13 protein-coding genes and 1 pseudogene are annotated in these 17,131 nt (G+C 64.3%); 13 read left to right on the forward strand and 1 reads right to left on the reverse strand.

Features of this window, described 5'->3' with window-relative positions:
• Window positions 1-117 precede the first annotated feature (117 nt).
• The 13 genes from NUU27_RS16770 (at window position 118) to NUU27_RS16830 (ending at window position 16,103) form a co-directional block, all read left to right on the forward strand.
• Window positions 118-1,290: a glycosyltransferase gene (locus NUU27_RS16770; protein WP_257763293.1), complete on the forward strand. Its 1,173-nt coding sequence runs from the start codon at window positions 118-120 to the stop codon at window positions 1,288-1,290.
• Between the two features lie 5 nt (window positions 1,291-1,295).
• Complete coding sequence (locus NUU27_RS16775) at window positions 1,296-2,105, forward strand: AAA family ATPase (RefSeq protein ID WP_257763294.1); 810 nt, start codon at window positions 1,296-1,298, stop codon at window positions 2,103-2,105.
• A complete protein-coding gene (locus NUU27_RS16780) occupies window positions 2,102-3,130 on the forward strand; it encodes a hypothetical protein (protein WP_257763295.1) in 1,029 nt (342 codons plus the stop codon). The genes NUU27_RS16775 and NUU27_RS16780 overlap by 4 nt, the downstream gene beginning before the upstream one ends.
• A 195-nt stretch (window positions 3,131-3,325) precedes the next feature.
• Complete coding sequence (locus NUU27_RS16785; protein ID WP_257763296.1) at window positions 3,326-4,606, forward strand: exopolysaccharide biosynthesis polyprenyl glycosylphosphotransferase; 1,281 nt, start codon at window positions 3,326-3,328, stop codon at window positions 4,604-4,606.
• Between the two features lie 44 nt (window positions 4,607-4,650).
• Window positions 4,651-5,910 carry a polysaccharide biosynthesis/export family protein gene (locus NUU27_RS16790; RefSeq protein WP_257763297.1) on the forward strand — a complete coding sequence of 420 codons (1,260 nt, stop codon included), beginning with the start codon at window positions 4,651-4,653 and terminating at the stop codon, window positions 5,908-5,910.
• Window positions 5,911-5,987: 77 nt separating this feature from the next.
• A complete protein-coding gene (locus NUU27_RS16795; protein WP_257763299.1) occupies window positions 5,988-6,980 on the forward strand; it encodes an NAD-dependent epimerase/dehydratase family protein in 993 nt (330 codons plus the stop codon).
• 64 nt (window positions 6,981-7,044) lie between these two features.
• Window positions 7,045-8,445, forward strand: coding sequence for a UDP-glucose/GDP-mannose dehydrogenase family protein (locus tag NUU27_RS16800; protein WP_257763300.1), 1,401 nt, complete (start codon window positions 7,045-7,047; stop codon window positions 8,443-8,445).
• 237 nt (window positions 8,446-8,682) lie between these two features.
• Window positions 8,683-10,746, forward strand: a complete 2,064-nt coding sequence (locus NUU27_RS16805; protein WP_257763302.1) for a type I secretion system permease/ATPase — start codon at window positions 8,683-8,685, stop codon at window positions 10,744-10,746.
• Between the two features lie 2 nt (window positions 10,747-10,748).
• Window positions 10,749-12,050 (forward strand): HlyD family type I secretion periplasmic adaptor subunit, encoded by a 1,302-nt coding sequence (locus tag NUU27_RS16810; protein ID WP_308219976.1) that lies wholly within the window; start codon window positions 10,749-10,751, stop codon window positions 12,048-12,050.
• 16 nt (window positions 12,051-12,066) lie between these two features.
• Window positions 12,067-13,059, forward strand: coding sequence for a nucleotidyltransferase family protein (locus NUU27_RS16815; protein WP_257763304.1), 993 nt, complete (start codon window positions 12,067-12,069; stop codon window positions 13,057-13,059).
• Window positions 13,060-13,261: 202 nt separating this feature from the next.
• Window positions 13,262-13,519, forward strand: a complete 258-nt coding sequence (locus NUU27_RS16820; protein ID WP_257763305.1) for a hypothetical protein — start codon at window positions 13,262-13,264, stop codon at window positions 13,517-13,519.
• Between the two features lie 35 nt (window positions 13,520-13,554).
• Window positions 13,555-14,790 (forward strand): hypothetical protein, encoded by a 1,236-nt coding sequence (locus NUU27_RS16825; protein WP_257763306.1) that lies wholly within the window; start codon window positions 13,555-13,557, stop codon window positions 14,788-14,790.
• On the forward strand, window positions 14,787-16,103 hold the full coding sequence (locus tag NUU27_RS16830; protein WP_257763307.1) for an O-antigen ligase: 1,317 nt from the start codon (window positions 14,787-14,789) through the stop codon (window positions 16,101-16,103). The genes NUU27_RS16825 and NUU27_RS16830 overlap by 4 nt, the downstream gene beginning before the upstream one ends.
• Window positions 16,104-16,188: 85 nt before the next feature.
• Here NUU27_RS16830 and NUU27_RS16835 read toward each other — a convergent pair.
• A pseudogene (locus tag NUU27_RS16835) lies at window positions 16,189-17,131 on the reverse strand (RTX toxin); the annotation flags it as partial.

Raw genomic sequence — 17,131 nt, forward strand, 5'->3', positions numbered from 1 at the left:
GGCGTTTCGCTTCCGGTGCTCGAACCGGACTCTACCGACCGCTCCGGTTTTCGAAGAACCTCGCTTTCGTCTCGCCCGGACATCAATCTCAACAATCGTTGGAGTGCGAGCAAGCCCATGAAGATCGTCCACGTATTGACCCGGCTGCTGCGAGCCGGCTCGGAGGAGAACACGCTCGCCTGTTGCTTTTCGCAAGTGTTGCGCGGCCATGAGGTCATCCTCGTTCACGGAGATGAATACGATCCGGTGTTGCGGACGTCGCTGGCCGGCATCGTCAAGATCGAGACGGTGGAGGCACTTACCCATCCGCTGGCACCGTCGAGCGACATCCGGGCGACGAGGGAACTCGCCCGCCGGTTTCGCGACTGGCGCCCCGATATCGTCCACACGCATCAGAGCAAGGCCGGCGTCATCGGGCGCCTGGCCGCCAGACAGGCTGCGGTTCCGGGCATCGTCCACGGCGTGCACATCCTGCCCTTCCTGCATGTCGGCCGTTCCCGCAGGCTGCTGTTCCTTGGCGCCGAGCGCATGGCCGCGCAGTTCACACGCGCGTTCATCGACGTCAGCCAGGCGATGCGCGACATCTGCCTCGCCCACAGTATCGGCAGGCCCAGCCAGCATCACGTGGTCCATTCCGGTTTCGACCTGGCGCGCTTCGCGCAGGCGGAACCGCCCGAGGATGCGCATCTGCTGCTCGGCACGGAGCCTGGCCAACCGAGGCCGCCGGTGGTGCTCATGCTGGCCGCGCTCGAACCACGCAAGCGGCATGTGGAGTTCATCGAGGCATTCGAGCGAGTGGTTGCCCGCATACCGGATGCGAGACTGCTTCTGGCCGGCGACGGACCGGCGCGCCTGGCGGTCGAGGCCGCAGTTCGTCGCTCACCCGTGGCGGCCAACATCCGTCTTCTCGGCTATCACTCGCACCCGGAGCGGCTGATCAGCCTTGCCGACATATGTGTGCTCACCTCGATGCGAGAAGGCTTGCCTCGAGTGGTGATGCAATATCTGGCCGGCGGCCGGCCTTGTGTCGTGTCGCGCCTGCCGGGCGTGGAGGAAGTGGTGAAGAACGGGATCAACGGTCTGGTGACGCCGGCGGGTGATGTCGGCGCGGCCGCGGATGTGACAGCCGATTTGCTGGAAGATCCGGCCTATCGCTTTTGCCTGGCCGAAGGTGCTCGTGCCACCGATCTCTCGTCATGGAGCATCGAGGCGATGTGCGACCACGTCGAAGCGGTCTACGAGACCGTATTGGGCGGAAGCGGCAATCCCGTGATCCGCAGTACTGCCTGAGAACCATGACCGTGCAGGCGACACCGCCTGTCGTTCGGCAGGCTACAAGAGGCCGGCATACGCTCGGACGGCATTTCCGGTTTGTGGAATTCTTCGGCCTTCCGGGCGCGGGCAAGACCACGATTGCCGGCCGCCTCGCGCTCGAAATGCGAAAGGGCCACATGCCACCCGGTGTCTCCGTGACGCTGCCGGAGCAGGAGCATGGCTTTGTCCGGCGTCAGCTTTGCCGTGCCGCCCTCATCCTGTCGCAGACGCCGAAGCCGCGCTTCGTTCTGGTGTGCTTGCGGGCGGCGGGCCTGGTCGCGCGCAGCAGACAGGAGACACTCAAGGACTCAATCCGCGTCACCTGGAACCTCTGGGCGGTAGCCGCAGACCTGTTCCGTCGGCGCGCGATGTCGACATCGGTGGCCGTACTCGACCAGGGACTATTGCAAGGAATCTGGTCGGTGATGCTGACTGCCCGCGCGCCCTGCCCTTCCCCAGCGTGGATGCGTCTGCTCGCAGCAGCCGGGACCGGCGATATGACGTTCGTACTTCTCGACGTACAGCCCGTCCTTGCGCGGCGGCGTCTCCTCGGAAGGGGCGACAACGTTTCGCGCATGAACAGCCAGAAGCAAAAATTCGACGACGACCGATGGCAGGCGGCTGCCCGGATGGTCGCCGCGATCGCGCAGGAACTGCACTCGGCCAGGCCGGAAGGACGGACGGGCCGGTTGATCTCGGTCTTCCCGTCCGATGCCGACACGCCCGAAGAGATCGCGGCGCGGATACTGCTCCGCCTCGAGAGCATCATCGGCAAAAGCGATCTTTCGTGAAACAGATCAGATTGAACCGCCGTTCGTTTATTGCCGCCGCCGCATATGCGGCTGCCACGGCCGCGCGGCCTGCCTTGGCAGGCGAGGAGGGCTCCGATGTCCTGCCAAGCCCGCCAGACGCCGGATCGCGCATCGCACTGGTCGGCGACTTCGGCTATCGGCAATACGAGGCGAGGGACCTCCCTTCCGGCACGATCGTCGATGCGACCGCAGCTTCCTTCTCGTTGGCCAACAGCCGTAACGCCCATCCGATGCCGGGTGCCGGTTGCGAGGTCGGACGATTGCCACTCAACGCCTATCCCGTCGTCATGAGGAACTGTCCTTCCGTCCGGTTCGTTGGCGGCCGCTTCGCGGGCGAGGTGCCGCTGTCGTCTGCCTGGCGCGAGACCTATTGCAACAGTGCCGCGCTGTTGCTGCGCGACGGCTCATCCGCGTCAATGATCGAGGGCGTCAGGGTGCGGCGCTGCTGGGACGGCGTGCGTTTTTCCGAGGGCACGCAGGATTTCCGGTTGCGCGGCTGCTGGCTGAGCGACGTGCGCGACGATGCCGTGGAGAACGACTATCTCTATGGCGGCGCGATAGAGGACTGCCTGTTCGACGGCTGCTTCTCCGGGATCAGCCTTGATCCCGGTTCAAAGGAACGGGACGGGTCCGATCGGCTTCTTGCCGTCGAAGACTGCCTTATCCTGATGAAGCCATTCCCCACCGAGCGCGGAGTGAGTCACGGCTCACCCTTCAAGACCGCGGACGGCTCGCCCCGGCTTCGCCTTGTCGGCACGGTGCTGGCGCTCTCGGCTGCGAACATGCGGCGGCGGCGGCTGAAACGGACCTGGGCGCGCCTGACCGAATGCCGCGACAACCTGCTCTTGTGGCTGCCCCAGACGCCCATCCCGCGCGATTTCCCTCTCCCCCCAAGCGGTTTCGAGGTGGTCGCCGGCGAGGCCGCATACCAGCTTTGGGACCGCCTCAGGCGTTCCTGGATCGACAGCCATCCCCGAGTTGCGCGGTTTCAAGACGACGTCTGAGACGGCGCGCAGTCCATCCACACAACAGCTGACCGGAACGCTTCATTCCACTGGAGGTGAGACGTGGTCGACACGCATATCTCGATCGGCCCGCGCGCTCCGGCGCCCCATGCCGGCGCAAGCGGATTTCGTTGGGCAAGAGACAGGAACCTGGCACGTTTCGCTCTGTCGTCGACTGCATTCCTGGGCGACGGAGTGACAATTGCGATAGCCTCGATCCTGCTCGGACTGGCCCATTCGACAGACTTTGTCGTCGACGGTGAGAGGCTGCTGCTTGCGGCCATTCCGCTCTATCTGTTTGCGGCATGGGCATGCGGCGCGTACAGGCTGGACGTGCTGCAGCACACGTCCTCCTCCGTGTTCCGCGCCGTCGTGGCGCTCGCGCTTGCCGTGTTTCTGTCGCTTCTGGTGGCACGGACCTTCGGCCTGGGCACCGGTGCCTCCGGTGTCGGCATCACGTTGCCGCTGGCGGCCGCGGCACTGGGGCTGGCAGCGCTACGCGGCGCACTCGTCGTCTGGCTGCGGCACAATGGCAGCAAGCTGGCACCGGACATCATCCTGCTGGGCGACCAAAGCGTTCGCTCGAACCACGAGCGCGACGCCGTGACCGAGATCGACGTGCGTTCCTGCAACTGGCGGCCGCAAACCGACGACCCGGATTTCCTGGACAATCTTTCAAGGACGGTCGGAAGCGCCGACCGGATCGTCCTTTCGTTCCAGACAACCGAGGAGCGCTATCGCTGGAGCCGGATGATGAGTGACATCGGGCTGCGGGTGGAACTGCTGGAGCCTCACCTGGCCGAGCTGAGGCCGCTGGCGCTCGAATATGTCGGCACCACGCCCACGCTGGTCGTTTCAAGGGGCGTGCTGACACCGGTCGAGCGCGCGCTGAAGCGCGCCCTGGATCTGGTGCTGGTGATATTGGCACTACCGATAGTGATGCCGCTGATGAGCGTCCTCGCCGTTCTCATCCGTCTCGATTCCCCCGGTCCCATCCTGTTCGTCCAGAGGCGCATCGGCACCAACAACCGCTATTTCAACTGCCTCAAATTCCGCACCATGCGGGCGGACCTCGCGGATCAGGGCGGCAACCACCTGACGGAACGCAACGACCCCCGCATAACGCGTATCGGATCGTTTCTTCGCCGCTCGAGCTTCGACGAACTGCCGCAACTCTGGAACGTGCTACGCGGCGAGATGAGCCTGGTGGGGCCACGGCCCCACGCATTGGGTGCGTCGGCCGACGGCGCGCTCTATTGGGAGGCAGTGGCAAGCTACTGGCGGCGCCATTCGGTCAAGCCAGGCCTGACGGGGCTCGCCCAGATCCGCGGCTATCGCGGACCGACCGAGACCAGAAGCGAGATCGAAAACCGCGTCGCCGCCGATCTCGAATACATCAATTCATGGTCGTTATGGCTCGATCTGAAGATCCTGTTCAGGACCCTGAGGGTTCTCGTTCACCACAACGCCTTTTGAGCCGACGCACCGGCGCGAGAACCGGCAACTCCCGGAGCAGAAAAATGACCTGGTATCTAGGCAGAAGCCTTTGGGTCGGCATCGTGGCGGCCATGCTGGCCACAATGGCTGCGGATTCCCTGCGTGCCGAGGCATATACTCTCGATACCGGCGATGTTCTTCGCGTGTCGGTTTTCGGCGAGGAATCCTATCCGCAGGAGGTCGTTCTCGACGACCGGGGCATGATCAGCCTGCCGCTTCTGGGAGAGATCAAGGCGCGCGGTCTGACGGCCACCTCGCTCTCCGAAGCGATACGGCAGGCACTCCAGGAAGAACGCCTTATTCTCAAGCCTTTCATAAAGGTGGAGGTGAGCCAGTACAGGCCCTTCTTCATCTCCGGGGCCGTGGCGCGCCCCGGGGCCTATCCGTTCCAGCCCGGCATAACCGTCAGGCACGCGCTGGCGATAGCCGGCGGCTTCCGCACCACCGCGGCGGGCGAATCCGTTCCCGCCCTGCAGATCGCCGATCTGCGCAGCGAACGTTCGAGCCTGACGATCGAGGAATTCCGCCTGAAGGTCCGGCTCGCCCGTCTCGAAGCAGAACGCCGGGCGCAGATCGGCTTCGATCCGCCGTCCGACCCTCCGGCGGAACTGGGCATGGGCCTCGTCAGGGACATCGTGGCTTCCGAACGCGCCCAAATGGAAGCCCGGTCGACGGCCCATAGCGAGGAGATATCCTTTCTGGAAGCTTCGCTCCTGCGCCTTCAGAAGGAAGCGCAGATGATCACTGCCACGAAGGAGGTGCGCGAAAGGGCCGTCAAGCTCCAGCTCGAAGAACTGGAATCGACGCGTCGCCTTCGCGAGAAGGGTTTGGTCACCAACTCCAACGTGATAGCTGCGGAAAAGACGCACAACAACTATCGCACCGACCTGGCGCAAGCCGAGCTTCAGGAAACCCGCGTGCAGCAGAACATACTGGAGCTGGACTCCGAAATCCGTAAGAAGCGCCAGCATCGCGCCTTCGAGCTGATCGCCGAGATTCAGGACTCCCAGGTAGCGCTCGCCAAGCTGCAAAGCCAGCTCAGATACGTGTCGGACAAGCTGCTGTTCGTTTCCTACTACGGCGAGCACAGAAGCTTCGAGGACCTGCACGGCTCGGTGAACATCGTCATCTTCAGGCGGACACCTGCTGGAGAAGAACCTCTCGCGGGCAATGAGAATACGGCATTGAGGGCCGGCGACGTGATCGAGGTCTCCGTGGCGACGAGCAAAGGGTTCTACGTTCAAGGAGAAACGGATTCTTCGCCTGCGGAACACCCCTTCTGACGAAATCAGGCAAGACGCCGGCGCAAATCTCGTCGCACAGCCGGCATTTCATCTCCCGACAGGCAAGGAACACCGCCATGAGATTATTGCTCACCGGCGCAGCCGGTTTCATTGGCTACCACACAGCGCAGCGCTTCGCCGCGCGCGGCGACAGCGTGCTCGGCATCGACAATCTCAACGACTATTACAGCGTGGCGCTGAAGCATGCGCGGCTGTCGAGGCTTGCCAGGCTCAAGACCTTCGACTTTGCCAGGGCAAGCGTGTTCGACAAGGAGGGGTTTGCGCACGCCGCAGCAGGTTTCGCGCCGGACGTGATCCTGCATCTGGCCGCACAAGCCGGCGTTCGCTACTCGATGGAGAACCCGCTCGCCTACGTCGAGGCCAACGTGGCCGGCCAGGTGGTGGTCTTCGAGCATGCGGCGGCGCTCGGTGTGCCGATCGTCTATGCCAGTTCCTCGTCAGTCTACGGCGCGAATTCGCGCATCCCCTTCGGCGAGAGCGACCGTGTCGACGCGCCCGCCTCCATCTATGCGGCGACGAAAAGAGCCGGCGAGCTTATCGCCGGGGTCTATGCCGCGACGCACGAGGTACGTTGCTGTGGTCTGCGCTTCTTCACAGTCTACGGGCCATTCGGCCGCCCGGACATGGCGCCGTGGTTATTCACCGACGCGATCATGAACGGCAGGCCGGTCTCGGTCTTCGACGGTGGCACGATGGAGCGCGACTTCACGCATGTCTCCGACATTGTCGACGGCATCGTGGCGGCAGTCGATCGGATCTGCGACCGGCGGGCCGAAATCGCGCCGGTCTACAATCTCGGCAACAACCGGCCCGCCAGGGTGCTCGACCTGGTGACCGCCATCGAGCGCGCCGCGGGCCGCGATGCGATCATCCGCATGACGGCTGGCCCGCGGGGAGAGGCAAGGCGGACCTGCGCCGATATTGGGCTAGCCGCTCGCCACCTCAATTTCGCTCCAAGGACGAGCCTCGACGAAGGCATCGCCGATTTCGTCGCATGGTTCGAAGCATTCCACGCGGTTGGACCGGCCGCGTTGAGGCTGCACGCCTGATGGCGACACGCGAATGCCGGAAATGACCGAGAAACGAAGGGACGCGCCATCAGCGTGCGAGACGATGAAGATTGCGGTTATCGGAACGGGATATGTGGGCCTCGTCAGCGGCGCGTGCTTTGCCGAATGGGGCCATCAGGTGACCTGTATCGACAAGGATATGGCCAAGATCGGCCGATTGCAGGAAGGCGTCGTGCCCATTTACGAACCGGGCCTTGAAGCGTTGGTGTCGCGCAACATGGAGATGGGCCGGCTGTCGTTCTCAACCGAGCCCTCGGCTGCCGTCGAACAGGCCGAGCTCGTCTTCCTGGCCGTGGGGACGCCTCCCAGGGCAGGCTATGGTGATGCCGACCTCTCCTATGTCTTTCAGGCCGCCGATGAGGTCTCGCACGCACTGAAGGACGGCGCGGTTCTGGTCCTGAAGTCGACGGTGCCGGTCGGAACGGCCGATGCGGTCGAGCGCCTCGTCGGCAGGAAGCGCTCGCCTGGCAGCTTCTTCGTCGTCTCCAATCCGGAGTTTCTGCGCGAGGGATCGGCGATAAACGATTTCCTCCGCCCCGACCGCGTGATCGTCGGTACCGAGGAAGAGGAAGCCCAGGCGCCGATGCTGGCGCTTTATCGCCGGCTGGCCGAGGCGGAGGTTCCCGTTCTGGTGACAAAGCGCCGCTCGGCGGAACTGATCAAATATGCTTCGAACGCATTCCTGGCGACGAAGATCACCTTCATCAACGAGTTGGCGGACCTCTGCGAGCAATTGGGGATCGACGTGAACGAACTGTCACTCGGCGTCGGTCTCGACCATCGCATCGGCAACAGCTTTCTGAATGCGGGACCTGGCTACGGAGGATCCTGTTTTCCCAAGGATACGCTGGCGCTTCTGCGCACGGCGCAGGATTTCGGCGTGGCCTTGCGGATCGTCGAGGAGACGGTCGTGGCCAACGAAGCCCGCAAGCGCAAGATGGCGCTGAAGGTGATCGACGCAGTCGGCGGCGACGTCGAGGGCATGACCATCGCCGTGCTCGGCCTCACCTTCAAACCCGACACCGACGACATGCGCGACGCGCCGTCGGTGCCCCTGATCGAGACCCTGCAACGCTTCGGCGCGCATATCCGCGCCTACGATCCCGCCGGCATGCCCAATGCGGCACGACTTCTCGATCGCGTGGAGTTCGCCACGGATGCCTATGAGTGTGCGAGGAAGGCGGATGCGGCGGTGGTCGTCACCGAATGGGATGTCTTCCGCCGCATCGACCTTGCCCGCCTGAGGCAGACGATGCGGTCGGCCCATCTCGTCGATCTGCGCAACCTTTTCCCGCGTACCGTCGCCGAGGCGGCGGGATTCCTCTTCACGAGCATCGGCCGTCCGGTCGCGCTCCAGTCGGCGATCCCCGCCACGCAAGCCGTGCCGACACGGGCAAGGCAGGTGCGCCTCTCCCGCCTTGGCCGGGCGTTTTCCAGGCAATGAAACGATGCCGGCAAAGCCCACCCCTTCCTGAGCCATACGCCCGCTCGAACGCGCGAAGACACCGCAAAATCTTCTCTCCGAGAGTCGGTTTCGCTTTTGGGCCGATGTTCCGACAACGACATGTTGCGAAAGGAAACATCTGTGCATTCCATCTCACCGGCCGGCCTTCGGCACGCGGATAGGCGCCGCGGCAAAGCGCATCGCGCAAAGCGGCCCCGTCACGGCCGCCTGTTGCGCATGCTCGGTGCGGCCCTGCTCCTCGGCGTGCTCGCCCGGGCCGGAGCGGTGCTGCTGCCGGGCTTCGTCGATGTCGACCTGATGTCGCCCCTGCGTGCCTTGGCAGGCCTCGAATCGGAATGGCTGCCAGCACCGGACGCCCTTGCCGCCCGCATCCGGCCACTGAGCGAATATGCCGCCGCCGCGGACGTGGTGCCCATCTGGCTGTCGGCTGGAGTACTGGGCCTGCTTCTGCTTGCCGGTGAAGCGGTGAGGGAAAGGCGCGGACGCAAGGCCGGCCCGTTGCGTCTGAAGATCGAGGCGGCGGCTGACAACTCAGAACCCGGTCGCGAACTGGCAAATGCCCTGCGCTCCTGCAAGGGGGCACTGGCGGGCGTCGCAGTGTTCAGCGGCGTCAGCAATCTTCTCATGCTGACCGGCGCGCTTTTCATGCTGCAGATCTACGATCGAGTTCTTCCCAGCCGCAGCGTGCCCACGTTGGTGGCGCTGGCGTTGCTGACCACCGTCCTATTCCTCGGACAAGCGATCATCGACATGCTGCGCGGGCGCGTCATGAGCAGGATCGGTGCCGAGCTGGACGAAGCGGTCGGAAGCCACGTGTTCTCCGCCATCGGCAGGCTGCACCTGTCCGCTCGACACGAGGGCGACAGCCTCCAGCCGCAGCGTGACCTCGACGGCATCCGTTCATTTTTCTCCAGCGCCGGACCCTATGCCCTGTTCGACCTGCCGTGGCTCCCGTTCTATCTGGCAGTCATCTGGAGCTTCCATCCAACGCTGGGCGTCACCGCCACGGGCGGCGCTCTCGTGCTTGCCGTGCTGACGGTGGCGACCGAGCTATCGACCCGGAAACCGCTGAGCGCGGCCGCGCTCAGCGGTGTCAGACGGAACAGACACGCCGAGGCGGCCCGGCGCAACGCGGAAGTGCTTGCCGCTATGGGCATGGCCGGACGGCTCCACGATCTGTGGCGTCGAGAAAGCCGCGAACATCTCTGCCATCAGCAGCGTGTCAGCGACGTGGCTGGTAGGCTGGGCAGCTTCTCGCGCGCCCTGCGGCTCCTGCTGCAATCTGCAATGCTCGGCGTAGGCGCGTGGCTGGTGATCCATGGCGAGGCGACGGCCGGCATCATCATCGCCGGTTCGATACTGGCCGGACGGGCACTGGCGCCGGTCGATCTCGCCATCGCCCATTGGCGCAACTTCGCATCCGCGCGCCAGAGCTGGCACCGTTTGAGCGGGCTTCTTGCCCGCCTGCCGCGCGATGCGCAGCCGATGGCCCTGCCGATACCTTCATCAACGCTCAGCGTGGAACGCGTGGCGGTCACCCCGCCGGGCATTCAGCGGATCGTGGTGCAGGGTGTGGACTTCACGCTCGGCTCGGGCACGGTGCTCGGCATTGTCGGCCCGAGCGGCGCGGGAAAGTCGACGCTCGTCCGGACACTGGTCGGCGCCTGGAGACCCCTGGCCGGCCGCATCAGGCTCGACGGGGCGTCGCTCGACCAGTGGTCGTCGGAGCGTCTCGGGCGCTATATCGGCTATCTGCCACAGGATGTCGAATTGCTCGGCGGAACCGTCGCCGCAAATATCGCGCGCCTCGCTCCCGAGCCGGACCCGAGCGCCGTGGTCGCGGCAGCAAGGGCAGCGGGCGCGCACGACCTCATCGTGGGCATGGCCGAGGGCTACGGGACGCAGATTGGCGACGACGGCGCCGCCCTTTCTGCCGGGCAGCGCCAGCGCATCGCCCTTGCCAGGGCACTTTACGGCGATCCCTTCCTGGTGGTGCTTGACGAGCCGGGATCGAATCTCGACTCCGAGGGAGAGGCAGCGCTTGCCACCGCCATCGCCGGTGTGAAGGCCCGCGGTGGTATCGTCGTGATCGTCGCGCACCGGCCCGAAACGCTTGCTGCCGCTGACCTGATCCTGGCCATGCGACAGGGCCAGATGCACATGTTCGGACCGAGGGAGAACGTGCTTGCCCGCCTCGCGGCCTGCGCTCAAGAGGCGCCGGCGCTCAAGCCGGTCGTGGTCGGCCCTGCCCCGCGATCCGGCCAGCGTCGACGGGCATGAGAATGCAGGTGGTCTCGCACCGGCAGTCGATCCGCCGCAATCTTGTGGGCGGCGCAGCCGTCGTCGCAGTTCTCGTCGGCATAATCGGCGTGTGGGCGGGAACGGCGGACATTGCCGGCGCGGTCATCGCCCGCGGCATCGTCATCGTCGGCTCAAGCGAGAAGACGGTGCAGCATCCATCCGGCGGCGTTGTCGGCAAGATCCTCGTGCGCGATGGCGACCGCGTCGAGGCGGGCGACCTGCTGGTGCGGCTGGCCGACACGATTCCACGCGCCAATCTGAACCTCGTCGCCAGGACGCTTGACGAACTCTACGCCCGCAAGTCGCGCCTGGAAGTCGAGCGCGACGGCGCCGCGCACCTCGAGCCGGTGCCCGCTCTTGCAAAGCGGATGAACGACCCTGAGGTCGCGGCGATGTTCGATGTCGAGCGCCGCCTCTTCCATCTGCGGCGTATCGCGCTTCAGGGCAACAAGGCGCGGTTGCGCGAACGCAGGGATCAGATCGAGAAGCAGATCGAGGGCTTTTCGGCACAGGCGAAGGCGAAGGCGCGGGAGACCGAACTGATCAAGGAGGAGATCAAGGGCATCCGCCAGCTCTGGGAAAAGAAGCTCGTCTCACTTTCCAGGCTGACTGCCTATGAACGCGAGGCAACGCGCATCGAGGGCGAGCGCGCGCAGCTGATATCAAGCATCGCTCAGGCGCGCGGCGCCATCGCCGAGGTAGAGCTCCAGATATTGCAGCTCGACAAGGAATTCTCCAGCCAGACCGGCAGCGAGCTTCGCGAGGTCGATGCAAGAATTGCCGAGTTCGAGGAACGCAAGGTCGCAGCCGAGGACCAGGTGACGCGGATCGACATCCGCGCGCCCGCCGCCGGCATCGTCCACCGCACGACGGTGCACACGGAGGGAGGTGTCATCGCGGCCGGAGAGCAGATCATGCTGATCGTGCCCGACGACGACGATCTGGTCGTGGAGGCCATGATCCCGCCTCAGGACATCGACCGGTTGGAGATCGGCCAGCGCGTCCTGCTGCGTTTCACGGCCTTCAACCTGCACAGCACGCCCGAGATCGGCGGCGTCGTTTCCATGATCTCCGCCGACGTCACGCGGGACGACCGCACCGGCGCTGCATACTATGTGGTGCGCGTGACGCCCGACTCGACTGCCCTCGAAGGGTCGGGCAGGATTGCGCTGCTTCCCGGCATGCCGGTGGAAACCTTTATCAAGACCGGCGAGCGCAAGGTGATTTCCTATCTGATGAAACCCCTGACGGATCAGGCCAAGCGGGCCTTCCGCGACGACTGATGGGAGACAGACGGCGATGGAGATGCGCTACCGGATCGGTGAGCTCGCCTCGTACCTTGCAGGCAAACACCCCGGCGAGGCCGATCTCGTGTGCATCACCAATCTTGCCAACCAGTTCCTCGTAACGCCTCGGCTTCATACCGCACAAGCCGGCTTCCGACCGCGCTCGGCGGATGAACGGCGCGTCGTCGCCTATTGGGAGGGTGTCTATCGTGCCAACGAGGCGCGGAATCGCCTCCTTGAGCGGCAACTGGCCGACATGCTGGGGACGCTGAACGCCGCCGGCATCGTCCCGCTGCTGCTGACGGGCGCGGCCGCGCTGGCGGAAGCTCCAAGCACCGTCTCGCGCATGGTCCCCGACCTCGACATCATGCTGGCTCCCGACGAAATCGGAAGGGGGCAGCGCGCGCTCACCGTAGCCGGCTATGTTCCCTGGGAGGAAGCCAGCAGGCGCCACACGGCGGCCAAGCTCGTCAAGCGCCCGCATATCGGCCTTGTCCACATCCACCGCCACCCCCCAGACCTCGCAAGGGTAATGTCGGCCGAGGACATGATGCGCGATGCCCGTGAGATCGCGTTCGCTTCGCACCGGGCGCGGCTGCCTTCCTCTACCGACCGGTTGTGCTACCTGATTGGTCACGACATGCTCGAGGAACATGGCCTCTATTGCGGAGAGATCAACCTGCGCCATCTGCTCGACGCCGTCGAGTTCATGCAGAGCAGATCAGTCGACCATGACCTGGTTCACCGGCGGTTCAGCGCTGGCATGCGCAGACTGGCATGCACTCTGTATGAGGAGAACCTGCGCCGGCTGTTCGGAATGACCGGCCTGCCGGATACGTCACCGCGCTGGATTTGCCGCGCCCTCTTTCACAGACAGATGCTGCGATCCGAGGAGAGATTCTATGCGGCTTTCGACCAGACACTCCTCGTCTTCCCACTTCGCGCCTCCTGGTGGCTGCGCCGGCAGGTTCAATCGGCCCTCCGACTCGCGGCGCAAAAGAGGTAGTCTTAATCAATAATTGGTAACACCCTTACATAAAATGATAGTACTTTCATTAGTCTTATATGTCATTGTATAGATTTAATGAGAGCTAGAAACATTATATCTTTGTGTTATGAATTCTTATATTTGTTACTATATTTTACATATTGGAGGCGACCTGCGCTGGGCGCGTACCCCTGGCAGCCTTTTCAAGCGGAGCGAGAAAATGCCGAACGATGCCATCCCCGAATCGAACGATGATCCCAAACACGAAAACAGCTGGAACGCGGGACGCAGGAAATTTCTGAAGACCTTGGGAAAGGCGGCCATCGTCACGCCGCCGACCATGACCGTGCTGCTGTCCACAAGCCTCGATTCAGAGGCGATCGCGGCGTCTGGCGGCAAAACCAAACCCCAAAAGCACAAGATCGGCTTCCTTGCCAGGATTCTCAGACAGTTCTTCAGATTCTTTGTTCGGGGCTGATTTCAACCCTTTGCCAGAGTGCCTGACGGTAAGCCATGGAGCTTGAACCCAACAGGAGCATCGACTGGTTCGTGCTCGACGGACGTCCCGTCATCTTCCACGAGGCGCATCAGAAGCTGATCTCACTCGACGCGATCGCCTCGCACCTGTGGCAAACATTGTGGCCGGATTGCGTGGCGCGCACGTACACGTCGACCGTCATCCGGGAAACTGCAGCCATCGCCGTCGCATCGCGCGCCGCCTGCTCGCTCGGAGAAGCAACCTCCTTCGCGGAGATGTGCATCCAGCAATGGAAGGCCTCAGGGCTCATAGTTCCCCCCTCGCCGGTGCAATCTCGGATGACCGGCTCCGCCGGTACGAGGATCGTCCGCTTTGCGCGCACGCCGCGGCACGGAGACTGGAGCGGCACATTTCGCTCCTTCCAGTTGGACCGCATCGTCGTATCGATGAACGAGGACGGCAGCCTCGCGGAGGTGACCGGCCAGATCTTCGGTCATCTGCCTGCCGCCATCGATGGCGGCGATATGCGGGTTTCCGTGCGGCACGCTGCAGGCGGCTACAAGATTGCGGATTGGCGGGGACGGTCCGAATTTTGCAGAACGCCGGACGACGTCGCGGCACGGCTGAAGACGGCCATCCTCGGAGCGGAGCTGGCACGGCACTCCGGCGCCATCGCCCTGCACGCAGCCGCTCTCGTTCACAACGGCGCGATGATGATCGTCGCAGGCGGCTCCGGATCGGGAAAGAGCACGCTGGCCGCGGCCCTGTGCTCGGTCGGCTATACGCTCATCGGCGAGGACGTGATCCTGCTTGACGCGGAGGCCGGCGTGATCCGTGGCTTGCCGCTGGCGCATACGGCCAAGAGAGGAAGCTGGCCAGCCCTGCAGCGCTATTTCCCGGAACTGGGCGACATCCCGCAACGGACGCGGCCCGACGGCAAGTGCGTGAAATATCTGTGGCCGCGGAGCTGGGCGGAGTCGGCGCCGATCTCAAGCCTGAGACAGGTGATCTTCCCCCGCTACCGTGCGGGATGGGGCCTGGAGATGCACCGCGTCGCCCGGACGCAGGCACTCGTCGACATGTTGCAGGAGGCGCTCAGCCAGGACCATCGCATGACGAGATCGGCCTTCCGTGCCCTGTGCAGCGCTCTGGCTGGGGCCAAGGTTCGCAGGCTCGAGTTCGGCGATCTGGAGGCCGCCATCGACCACATCCGGACGGAGCACTCCACCTTGAGCGGCACCGCTGGCGCCGAGGAGGTGCTGCGACCATGACCCATGCCCGCTTCCTGTCGGTCTTGCGTATTTCGATCTGCATGCTCGTCGTCTCGATATGGTTTCCCGGCGCCACGCAGATCAGCGGCACGGACGGTTCGCTTTCCTTTCTGCTGGCACTATTGTGTACGGTGATCGGCGTCGCCGTCTATGGCAAAGCAGCCGGAAACCTGCATCGCAACGACGCCCTGTTCATGCTCGGCCTGCTGGCGGTGGCCGGCCTGATCGTGCTGCTGGCGCTTCTGTCCATGCTCTACGCGGACAACCCCCTCAGGACGCTGCGCGTCGTTTTCGCCCAGATCTTCGGCTTTGCCCTGCTGCCGACCATTGCCGCCCTGGCGATGGGGCCGCGCGGGCCGGCGGAGATCGACGGGATCGTGTCGGCCTTCATCGGCATGGGCGTCGTGACCGCCTGCCTCGTCATAGCGGGCCTGGGCGATGCCAACTTCGCCGACCGGGCGGCCGGCTACTTCAAGCACGCCAACCAGCTCGGCATCGCCATGTCGGCGGTCCTGCCTCTGGTGGCGGCCAGACTGCTCCTCGCTCGCAGACACCGGATCCTGCTGCTGGGCTGCACCGCAGCTATTGTCTTGGGGCTGGTCATGTCCGGGTCGAAGACAAATTTCGTCGTCGGCACGATGGGGCTGCTGGTCTTCTTTACTCTCTACGGCGTCTACCTCGCCGCAAGAAGGCGCAGGCCCGTCGCACTCCTTGCCGGACTGGTCGCAATACCGCTGACCGCCCAGGCGACCCTGCTGACGCTTCAGGCATTCAATCCGCGTGCATACCGCCTGCTGGCCCTGCAGTTTTCGGGCGGCGACGCACATTCCATGGTGTCACGTGAGCAACTGTGGGCGATGTCGATCGAGCTGGGCCTTGCCCACCCTTTCACGGGCGTGGGGGCCGGCCAGCCGATCGGCGATATTGCACCGCACAGCCACAACCTCTTTGTCGAATACTTCAGGACGATGGGCGTGCCTGGAGCAGCCCTGATCGCGCTCATGGTGTTCCTGGTGGCGTTGTATCTGGCGGCTGCCGTTCTCCACACACTGTTTCGCGGCCGCGAGCGGACCGAGACGGCGAATGTGATGCTGCTCGGATCGGCGGTTTCCGCCTGGAATTATCTCCTGGCGAACCAGATGAGCGATTCCTTCGGCCCGTCGACCGCACCGTTCTTCTGGCTGCCGCTGGCGTTGCTCGTCGTCTATCACGGCGCGCAGCGCTCGCTTCGTCCCGCCACCCGCGCGCCCCTGCACGCGTCCCGCCTGCCTCGTCCGGTCGGCGCACCGATCGCCGGGGAAACACCCCGGTGACAAAGAAAATGGACGCTCGCCATTGTCGAGCCATGCCATCTGGTCAGCGCCGCGCTGGTCCACATCCTTTCAAGGCCTGGCTCCGTCAGACCAGCAGGCCGTGCTCGAACATGAACTCATAAACCTTGCCGTCGTTTTCGTTGGGGTCCGAGTTGTTGTCCACGCCGCGATCGGCGAGGTAGAGGCTCATCCGGCCCGGATCGGTACTGCTCGGCGCCAGCGCCAGACCGGCCGGATTGCGAGCACCGGCCTCGGAAATATCGAGAAAGCCCAGAAGCTGTCCCTGGGGTGTCACCATGGCGATCGAATCGCGCGATGCGGTGATGTAGAGAATGTCGAGCGCCGGATCGTATTCGATCCCCTCGGGATCGTGGATGCCGAGCGCGCCGGCGTCGAAGCTGGTCACGACGTCGTCGCCGTTTACCGAAGGCACGCCGTCGAATTTCCCGTTCGGACCGGGATCGATCGTGTAGATGACCGCCGATGAGCCGTCGGTGACATAGAGCACCCCGCGGCCCGCATCGTAGGCGAGCCCCTCGGGATCACGGCTCCCGAAGGCTGCGGTCGGGAAGGATGTCACGACATCGTCCGAGGTGCCGTAGGCTCCATCGACGCCTGGGTCGAGTTCGTAGACGCTCCTCGTACCCGTGTCGTCGGAGAAAAACAGATGCCTGTTCTCTGGGTTGTAGGCGACGCCGGTCGGCTCGTCCGAAAAGCCGATGGTGGTGAGTGAGCCGGCGAAGGAACCGCTCGGGCTCATCTTGAACAAGTTGTCGCCAGTGAACAGGTTCGCCATCTCGTTGACTTCGCCGTCGGAGATCAACAGCACGCCGAGATGAGAGATGTAGGCGAGGCCCGACGGATCGGGACTGGGCGGCGACCATGCCGAGGTCAGCGTCGTCTTCACCAACGACAGCGATATCGGCAGCGAGCCACCCACGCTGACGGCATAGTCCTGCGCGGCTGCGCTGCCGTCGGAAGAGGTTGCGGTGACGGTGAAGGTGATCTCGGGCTCTGACGCGGCATCA

Source organism: Nitratireductor sp. ZSWI3 (genome assembly GCF_024655565.1).
In the GTDB taxonomy this organism is placed as follows: domain Bacteria; phylum Pseudomonadota; class Alphaproteobacteria; order Rhizobiales; family Rhizobiaceae; genus Nitratireductor.

Excerpts from the sequence above, each read along its gene's own strand:
- NUU27_RS16770 (WP_257763293.1), top strand. The coding sequence starts at position 118 with ATGAAGATCGTCCACGTATTGACCCGGCTGCTGCGAGCCGGCTCGGAG.
- NUU27_RS16775 (WP_257763294.1), top strand. The coding sequence starts at position 1,296 with ATGACCGTGCAGGCGACACCGCCTGTCGTTCGGCAGGCTACAAGAGGC.
- NUU27_RS16790 (WP_257763297.1), top strand. The coding sequence starts at position 4,651 with ATGACCTGGTATCTAGGCAGAAGCCTTTGGGTCGGCATCGTGGCGGCC.
- NUU27_RS16795 (WP_257763299.1), top strand. The coding sequence starts at position 5,988 with ATGAGATTATTGCTCACCGGCGCAGCCGGTTTCATTGGCTACCACACA.
- NUU27_RS16800 (WP_257763300.1), top strand. The coding sequence starts at position 7,045 with ATGAAGATTGCGGTTATCGGAACGGGATATGTGGGCCTCGTCAGCGGC.
- NUU27_RS16805 (WP_257763302.1), top strand. The coding sequence starts at position 8,683 with ATGCTCGGTGCGGCCCTGCTCCTCGGCGTGCTCGCCCGGGCCGGAGCG.
- NUU27_RS16810 (WP_308219976.1), top strand. The coding sequence starts at position 10,749 with ATGCAGGTGGTCTCGCACCGGCAGTCGATCCGCCGCAATCTTGTGGGC.
- NUU27_RS16815 (WP_257763304.1), top strand. The coding sequence starts at position 12,067 with ATGGAGATGCGCTACCGGATCGGTGAGCTCGCCTCGTACCTTGCAGGC.
- NUU27_RS16820 (WP_257763305.1), top strand. The coding sequence starts at position 13,262 with ATGCCGAACGATGCCATCCCCGAATCGAACGATGATCCCAAACACGAA.
- NUU27_RS16825 (WP_257763306.1), top strand. The coding sequence starts at position 13,555 with ATGGAGCTTGAACCCAACAGGAGCATCGACTGGTTCGTGCTCGACGGA.
- NUU27_RS16830 (WP_257763307.1), top strand. The coding sequence starts at position 14,787 with ATGACCCATGCCCGCTTCCTGTCGGTCTTGCGTATTTCGATCTGCATG.